Origin of the sequence: Streptomyces sp. NPDC058685, from assembly GCF_042714725.1 — a bacterium.
In the GTDB taxonomy this organism is placed as follows: Bacteria; Actinomycetota; Actinomycetes; order Streptomycetales; family Streptomycetaceae; genus Streptomyces.
The window spans coordinates 1-6416 of sequence record NZ_JBHXSL010000108.1 but is presented as its reverse complement, the minus strand read 5'-3'; the positions used below and the strand labels follow the sequence as shown (position 1 = coordinate 6416).

Here is a 6416-nt window from a genome sequence, read left to right as displayed (position 1 = left end):
GGACGGGACGGGCCCCGGTCGGCGGCGTGGCGCCACCGGCCGGGGCCCGGCGACCTAGTTACAGGTCGTGATGCTCAGGCTGCTGTCGCCGCAGAGCAGCAGGCTGGCGCGGCTGCCGCCGGTCTCGACATCGCCGATCGCCTCTTCCTTCGGGGTCTCCATCGACTGCAGGTCGAGAAGGTTCATGATCTTTCCTCTCATTCGGGGACGGTGGTGCTCAAGGACGGCCCGGAGTCGGGCCGGTTCTGGGGCCGCCGGAGCGGCGGGAGGAACGGCAGATGAGCGTGATGGTCGCCCTGTGCCGCCGCGATCGCGAGCAGACAGCCCGCGGTGCCGGTCGACAGGTCCATCGAGAGACGCATCATCTGCTCGCCGGGAAAGGCCAGGTGGCCCTGGTACGTCAGGGCGTGCCAGGCGAGGGCGTCGATCTGCCGGCGGACGTCCGCCGGCTCCGTGCCGGGTCCGCCCGTGGTCGTACGGCTCAGATGGAGAACCATGCCGGCGGCGCCCCGGAACAGTCCGGGCTGTGCGTAGAAGGTCGCCTGTGCGGCGCGGACGATCTCGCCCCGGGCGCGCTCGAAATCGGCGTCCGCGCGGTGGGCCAGATAGTCGTCGAGCACCATGCCGATGCCCACACTGCCCGCTCCCAGGTACGGCATGGTGCGCCAGCCCTCGTCGACCTGGAGGGTGCCGCCCGCGCCGTGCACGCAGCGGGCGAGGTCACGGCGCAGCGCCTCCGCCGCCAGATCGAGCAGGGCGGTGTCGCCGGAGCGCTCGTACAGCCGCAGGAACAACAGGGCGGTACCCGATGCTCCGTGCAGCAGCCCGGCACGCGATCCGTCGCGGCCCGTGTGGCCGCCGGCGTGCCGCCCGTGTCCTCCGGTCAGGGAGTGGGCGGCGAGCTCCGCACATCGCAGCGCCGCCGTGCGGAAGTCTGTGTGGCCCGTTTCCGCGGAGAGGGCGTCGAAAGCGAGACCCAGTCCGGCGAGACCGCTGTGGAGATCCGGCGAGAGCTCGTCCCAGGGCTGGGCGAGGGCGAGTTCGGCGAGCGACAGCGCGCCTTCGGTGTGGCCGAGACGTTGCAGGGTCCAGGCGACGCCGGCGAGACCGTCGTAGAAGCCGACGGGTGTGCCCGAGGGCGGCTCCTTGCTCCGCAGCAGTAACCATTCCTCCGCCGCGGGACAGCGGTCGGCTCCGCTCGCGTCCAGTGCGTACAGCACGCCGGCCGCTCCGTAGCCGAAGGTCAGACCGCCGCCCGCCGTACCGAACTGGGCGATGTCACCCGGGAAGACGCGGTCCTCCCGCTCCGGTGACGCGGAGGCCAGGATGGAGCGGACCAGGGAGTCACGACTGTGTGGCCAGTCGTCGGGGGACACGGGCAGATAGCTCGCCGACCCGATGGTGCCGGCGGCGCCCGCTTCCGGCGCGCTGCCCGGATCCCGCAGGATCTCCCGCACGGCGTCGTGCAGAAGGGCACGGTCCACCGGGAACTGACGAGCGATGATGTCGGCCAGGTGCGTGGCCTTCGCCCGGTCGACGGCGAACAGACTGGTCAGCGGGATGAACAGAGCGAGCCGCAGGCACGCCAGGGCGTAGCGGTCCACGTCGAACCCGCGACGGCCCGCCGGCGCCACGAAGGCCGGATGCGCCACCGTCTGGCGGCCGCCCTCACCCTTCTCGTGAGCGGCTTCGAAGTCGAGGAGGACGACGGACGACTCGTCCTCCGAGACCATGATGTTGAACAGATGCAGGTCGTTGAAGACCACACCGCGGGCGTGCACCGCTTCCATGGCCTGCTCCACCAGCTCGTGCATACGCAGCGCCCACGCCGTGTACTCCGCGAGGCGATCCGGCCCCGGATCGGCGTCGATCAGCGGGTGGCGGCGGGCGAAGAACGAGTTGAGCGGCTTGCCCTCGATGTACTCCAGGACCAGGAAGTGGTGATCGCCCAGCACAAAGGCATCGCGGACCTCGGGAGTGCAGGCCAGGCCCGACAGCCGCTCCAGCGCAATCCGTTCGCGATGCAGGCGCGCCACGGCGTCGGCGCCGTCGGCGGCCAGTCCGGCATGCGGACGCGCTTCCTTCAGGACCACCTTCTCGCCGGTGCGGTTGTCGCGGGCGGCGTACACACCACCGCCGTTGGAGAAGTGCAGCGCCTTCTCGACGGTGTACGGCATGGCGTCGACCGTGACCGCGGAGCGCGCGTCGAGGTGTGGTCTGAGGAAGTCGGGCGGTGTGACCCACGCGGGTATCTGGAACACCGGTCCCCGCAGGTCCGGCACCAGTTCGCCGTCGGCGTCCGCGACGGCGGGACGCAGCTCGCCGTGCTCGTCGTAGCAGTGCCGTCTGGTGAAGCTGCCGTAGCGCAGGTGGACGGGTCCGTCGCCCCAGCGGACGTCACTGAGGATGTACGGGCCCGCCTCGCCGGCCAGGAGAGCGGCGAGCTCCTCCGCGATGACGCCGCACTGCTCGTCGTGGGCCGGATAGACGGTGATGAACTTGCCGCTGCCGGCCCGGTCCGCGTACTTGGCGTTGCGGTTGTGCAGCAGATACCGGCTCGGCATGAACTTGAAGGCGATGTCCCGTGCGACGCAGTAGGTCCACACCCGGGTGAGTACCGATTCCGCGTTGTCGAGGCAGGCGGAGACGTGGATCTTCCAGCCCTGGGCGGGCAGATCGGTGTCGACCGGGCGGAGTGCGAGCCAGTCGCCGGACTGGTTGCGCTGCCAGCCGGCGGGGACGGGGCGGCGCGCGGGCTCGTACAGGGAGGTGCGTCCGGCGTCGTCGGTGAGCGACAGCCGGTGCGGCGCGTCGTAGAAGTGCCGGTCTGCCTCGCAGAAGACGGCGTACCCCTTGTTCACGCGAACTCCCTCGGTCGATGACGGGACCGACGCTGTCACGCGGTGGAGAGGCTCCGACAGTCACGGCTGTCACCTTCGACCTGTGCAGAACGCACAGGTAACAACCGCCCTGCCGGTCATCGCCATGTTTTACAGTTCGTACATTGCTGGATAAAGTGTCCAGTGCCAGGTGGGCAGAACCGGCGGGAGGAGAACTGTGGACGACCGGCACGGCCCCGAGAACCCGCACGGAGCCCAAGACCCCCGTGTACAAGTTCCGCACTTGGTCGACGAGCGTTCCGGCAGGACGTACGAGCTCGACGCCCGCCGCTGGCGCGGTGACGACGGTGCGCCGCTGAGCGTGTCGCCGCTGCCGGGGCTCACACCGGCCGGCATCGACAGCGGCACGCGTTCCCTGTGGCGTTACCGCGCTGCGCTGCCGTCGGCCGTCGGACAGCCGGTCACGCTGGGGGAGGGCAGTACGCCGCTGCTCGACAGGGACTGGGACGGCGCACGCGTCGGCTTCAAACTGGAGTGGTTCAACCCCACCGGCAGCTTCAAGGACCGCGGCAGCAGCGTCATGATGTCGGCGCTGGCGGCGACCGGGGTGCGCGAGGTGATCGAGGACAGTTCGGGCAACGGCGGTTCGTCGGTCGCCGCCTACTGTGCCGCGGCCGGTGTCGGAGCGACGATCCTCGTGCCGGAGGGCACCTCACCGGCGAAGATGCTCCAGACCCGGGCTTTCGGCGCCACCATCGAGCCCGTCCTCGGTGGGCGGGACGCGACCGCGGCCGAGGCCCTGCGCCGCTCGGAACGCACGTGCTACGCCGGCCACAACTGGAACCCCTTCTTTCTCCAGGGGACCAAGACCCTTGCCTACGAGTTGTGGGAAGACCTCGGTTTCGCCGCCCCGGACGCGGTGGTCACCGTCGCAGGAGCGGGGAGCCTCGTTCTCGGCCTCGATCTCGGATTCTCCGAACTACTGACGGCAGGTCAGATCAGCAACAGGCCGCGGCTGTTGGTTGCGCAGCCCGCCGCGTGTGCCCCCATCCACGCCGCATTCCACGGCGACCCGGCACCGTCGTTCGGACCGACGATCGCCGAGGGTACCGCCATTCGCAACCCGGTCCGGCTGCCCGAGGTGGTGGCCGCCGTCCGCCGGTCCGGCGGAGACATGGCGGCGATGTCCGAGGCCGCCATCGCCGGCGGTGTCCGTCGACTCGCCGCCACCGGGTTGTACGCCGAACCCACCAGCGCGACCGCCGCCGCGGCCATCGACGTCTTCCGCGAGCGGGGCGCCATCCGTGAAGGAGAGACGACGGTGGTGGTGCTGACCGGATCCGGGCTCAAGGCGGCGACGGCGATGGGGAATCTGTTCGCGGAAGGCACTCTCGCGTGAGTCCCTCGTCCGAGGGCCACGAGCGCGCGGAGGACGAACTGCTCCTGCGCGAGGGGGAGAAGATTGTCGTCGCGCTGGGGCGGATGTTCCCGGGTCTCTGCGAGGTCGTCCTGCACGACCTCCGCGATCCGGACCATGCCGTCCGGGCGATCGAGAACAACCTGTCCGGCCGCACCGTCGGTGACCCGGCGACCGAACTCGGCCTCGCCCGCATCGCGGATCCCGACTACCCGAGCGTTCTTCAGAATTACCCCAATCGCTTTCCCGACGGCCGTCCCGCCAAGAGCACTTCCATCGGTCTGAAGAACACCCGGGGCGACTATGTGGCGGCCATCTGCCTCAATCTGGATGTCTCCCTCTTCGCCACGGCAGCCCGGAGTCTCGCCGGACTGGTGCGAACGGAGGAGCCCGACGTATCGCTGGAGGAAACACTCCGGGCCCGCAGCAGCGGCGAACTGCGCGCGGCTGTCGAAGAGTTCTCCGCCGCGCGGGGGCAGACCCCGCGCAGCCTCGATGCCGTATCCCGCCGTGAATTGGTGCGTTCACTCAAAGAGCGCGGCTTTCTTCAGGTGAAGCATTCGGTGCAGGCGCTCACGGATCTCCTGGGCGTCTCTCGGGCGACGGTCTACAACTACCTTCGGCAGGTCTGACCGAGGGCCGGTGGCGATGCGCGATCGCCGGGCAGGCAGCGCGGATTCCGCCTGAGTGCCACCTTTGCGCACGATCAGCCGCATGCCGTCCTTTCGGGAAGAAAACAGGCATCTCGGGCACGCCTCATGTCCGAAAAGTCATTGCATGGGTCAATATTCGCCATGCGGCACAATGTCTGAATTGGTAGAACCGGGGTCGATTTACTTTCTTTCGTGCGCCCTCGCGGACTACTCGACTTCGCAATTGGTTGCAGTGAAATAGGTCACTCCGCAGGTAAATCGCGATCAATGCCCGTCGGCCCAGATCCGTTCTGCGCAAAGAAAGTTGAACCTCCCGCCCCATGCGGCCCGGCGGTATTTACCCCCATTGGATCATCCCGGGGGTTTACGTCGGGAATTCGGGGCTTGTTCCGTCCGGCTCGCCTCGCTTAACGTCACGGTCAATCCGGGTGGAACGCCGAATCCTGCCGCCGCCCGTAAACCACGACCACTGACCCATGGCAGGAGCGGGGGAACCAGGTAAGCCGCCGATCCCTAATCCGGAACGGCTCGGGGTCAAGTCGCATTCAACTGCGGCCGGACATCTCCAGTCCGCACCCGACAGCTCACCTCGCAGGCGACGGAGAGGAATGCGTCATGCCTGCTAAGGGTAAGCACCGCCGTCCCAAGACCAGTTCACTGACCCGGGGCATTGTCGCCGCGGGTACGGGCGGGGCCGCTCTGGTCCTCCCGGTGATCGGGGCGACCACCGCCGGCGCCGCTCCGGCGGCGACGCAGCCGTCCCTGGGCCACCAGGCCGTGGCCCCCGCCGCGCCGGCTCCCGGGAAGAAGGCCCCCACGACCTACTCGGTCGTCGCCGGTGACTCCCTGTCCACGATCGCGGACCAGCTCGCCGTGAGCGGCGGCTGGAAGAAGCTCTACCAGGACAACCGCAGGGCCGTCGGTGCGGACCCGGCGCTCATCCACCCCGGCCTGAAGCTCTCCGTCGGCAAGAAGGCCACGGCGGACGCCCCCGCCCCGGCCAGGACCTCCACCGAGCGGGCCGACCGCTCCGAGCGGACGTCGGCGCCGGCTGTCGAGACCGTCGCGAAGACCGCACCGGCCGAGCAGGCCGCCGCACCGGCCAAGAGCTACACGAACGACCTGGACGGCTGGATCAAGGAGTCGCTGGACATCATGGCCCAGCACGGCATCCCCGGCTCGTACGAGGGCATCCACCGCAACATCATGCGCGAGTCCTCGGGCAACCCGCTGGCCATCAACAACTGGGACTCCAACGCCGCGGCCGGAACCCCGTCCAAGGGTCTGCTCCAGGTCATCCAGCCGACCTTCCTGGCCTACCACGTGCCCGGCACGGCGATGGACAGCTACGACCCCGTCGCCAACATCACCGCCGCGTGCAACTACGCCGCGGACCGATACGGCTCGATCGACAACGTGAACGGCCCCTACTGAGCCGCTGTCCACTGAGCCGAGGCGGACACAGCACCACCCAGCAGCGCCGAGGCGCCGGTCCCACCTGACGGG

The 6416-nt window shown here is 69.2% G+C and carries 5 protein-coding genes and 1 riboswitch; of the genes, 3 read left to right on the top strand and 2 right to left on the bottom strand.

Annotated elements, in window-relative coordinates; translation table 11 throughout:
- Positions 1-54 precede the first annotated feature (54 nt).
- Together ACFWU3_RS36325 and lanKC are read right to left on the bottom strand one after the other, a co-directional pair.
- A complete protein-coding gene (locus ACFWU3_RS36325; protein WP_340471454.1) occupies positions 55-186 on the bottom strand; it encodes a SapB/AmfS family lanthipeptide in 132 nt (43 codons plus the stop codon).
- 11 nt (positions 187-197) lie between these two features.
- On the bottom strand, positions 198-2861 hold the full coding sequence (gene lanKC, locus ACFWU3_RS36320) for a class III lanthionine synthetase LanKC (RefSeq protein ID WP_384445872.1): 2664 nt from the start codon (positions 2859-2861) through the stop codon (positions 198-200).
- Between the two features lie 262 nt (positions 2862-3123).
- Here lanKC and ACFWU3_RS36315 point away from each other — a divergent pair, with 262 nt between their 5' ends.
- The 3 genes from ACFWU3_RS36315 (at position 3124) to ACFWU3_RS36305 (ending at position 6344) form a co-directional block, all read left to right on the top strand.
- Positions 3124-4239: a pyridoxal-phosphate dependent enzyme gene (locus ACFWU3_RS36315; protein WP_384445870.1), complete on the top strand. Its 1116-nt coding sequence runs from the start codon at positions 3124-3126 to the stop codon at positions 4237-4239.
- Positions 4236-4889 carry a transcriptional regulator gene (locus ACFWU3_RS36310; RefSeq protein ID WP_384445868.1) on the top strand — a complete coding sequence of 218 codons (654 nt, stop codon included), beginning with the start codon at positions 4236-4238 and terminating at the stop codon, positions 4887-4889. Before ACFWU3_RS36315 ends, ACFWU3_RS36310 begins: the two co-directional genes overlap by 4 nt.
- 478 nt (positions 4890-5367) lie before the next feature.
- Positions 5368-5521: riboswitch (cyclic di-AMP (ydaO/yuaA leader) on the top strand.
- 4 nt (positions 5522-5525) lie between these two features.
- Entirely contained in the window at positions 5526-6344 is an 819-nt protein-coding gene (locus tag ACFWU3_RS36305; RefSeq protein ID WP_384445867.1) for a transglycosylase SLT domain-containing protein, read from the top strand.
- Positions 6345-6416: the final 72 nt, after the last annotated feature.

Bases quoted from the DNA above. Each gene is read 5' to 3' on its own strand.
- ACFWU3_RS36325 (WP_340471454.1), bottom strand. From the start codon at position 186: ATGAACCTTCTCGACCTGCAGTCGATGGAGACCCCGAAGGAAGAGGCG.
- ACFWU3_RS36305 (WP_384445867.1), top strand. From the start codon at position 5,526: ATGCCTGCTAAGGGTAAGCACCGCCGTCCCAAGACCAGTTCACTGACC.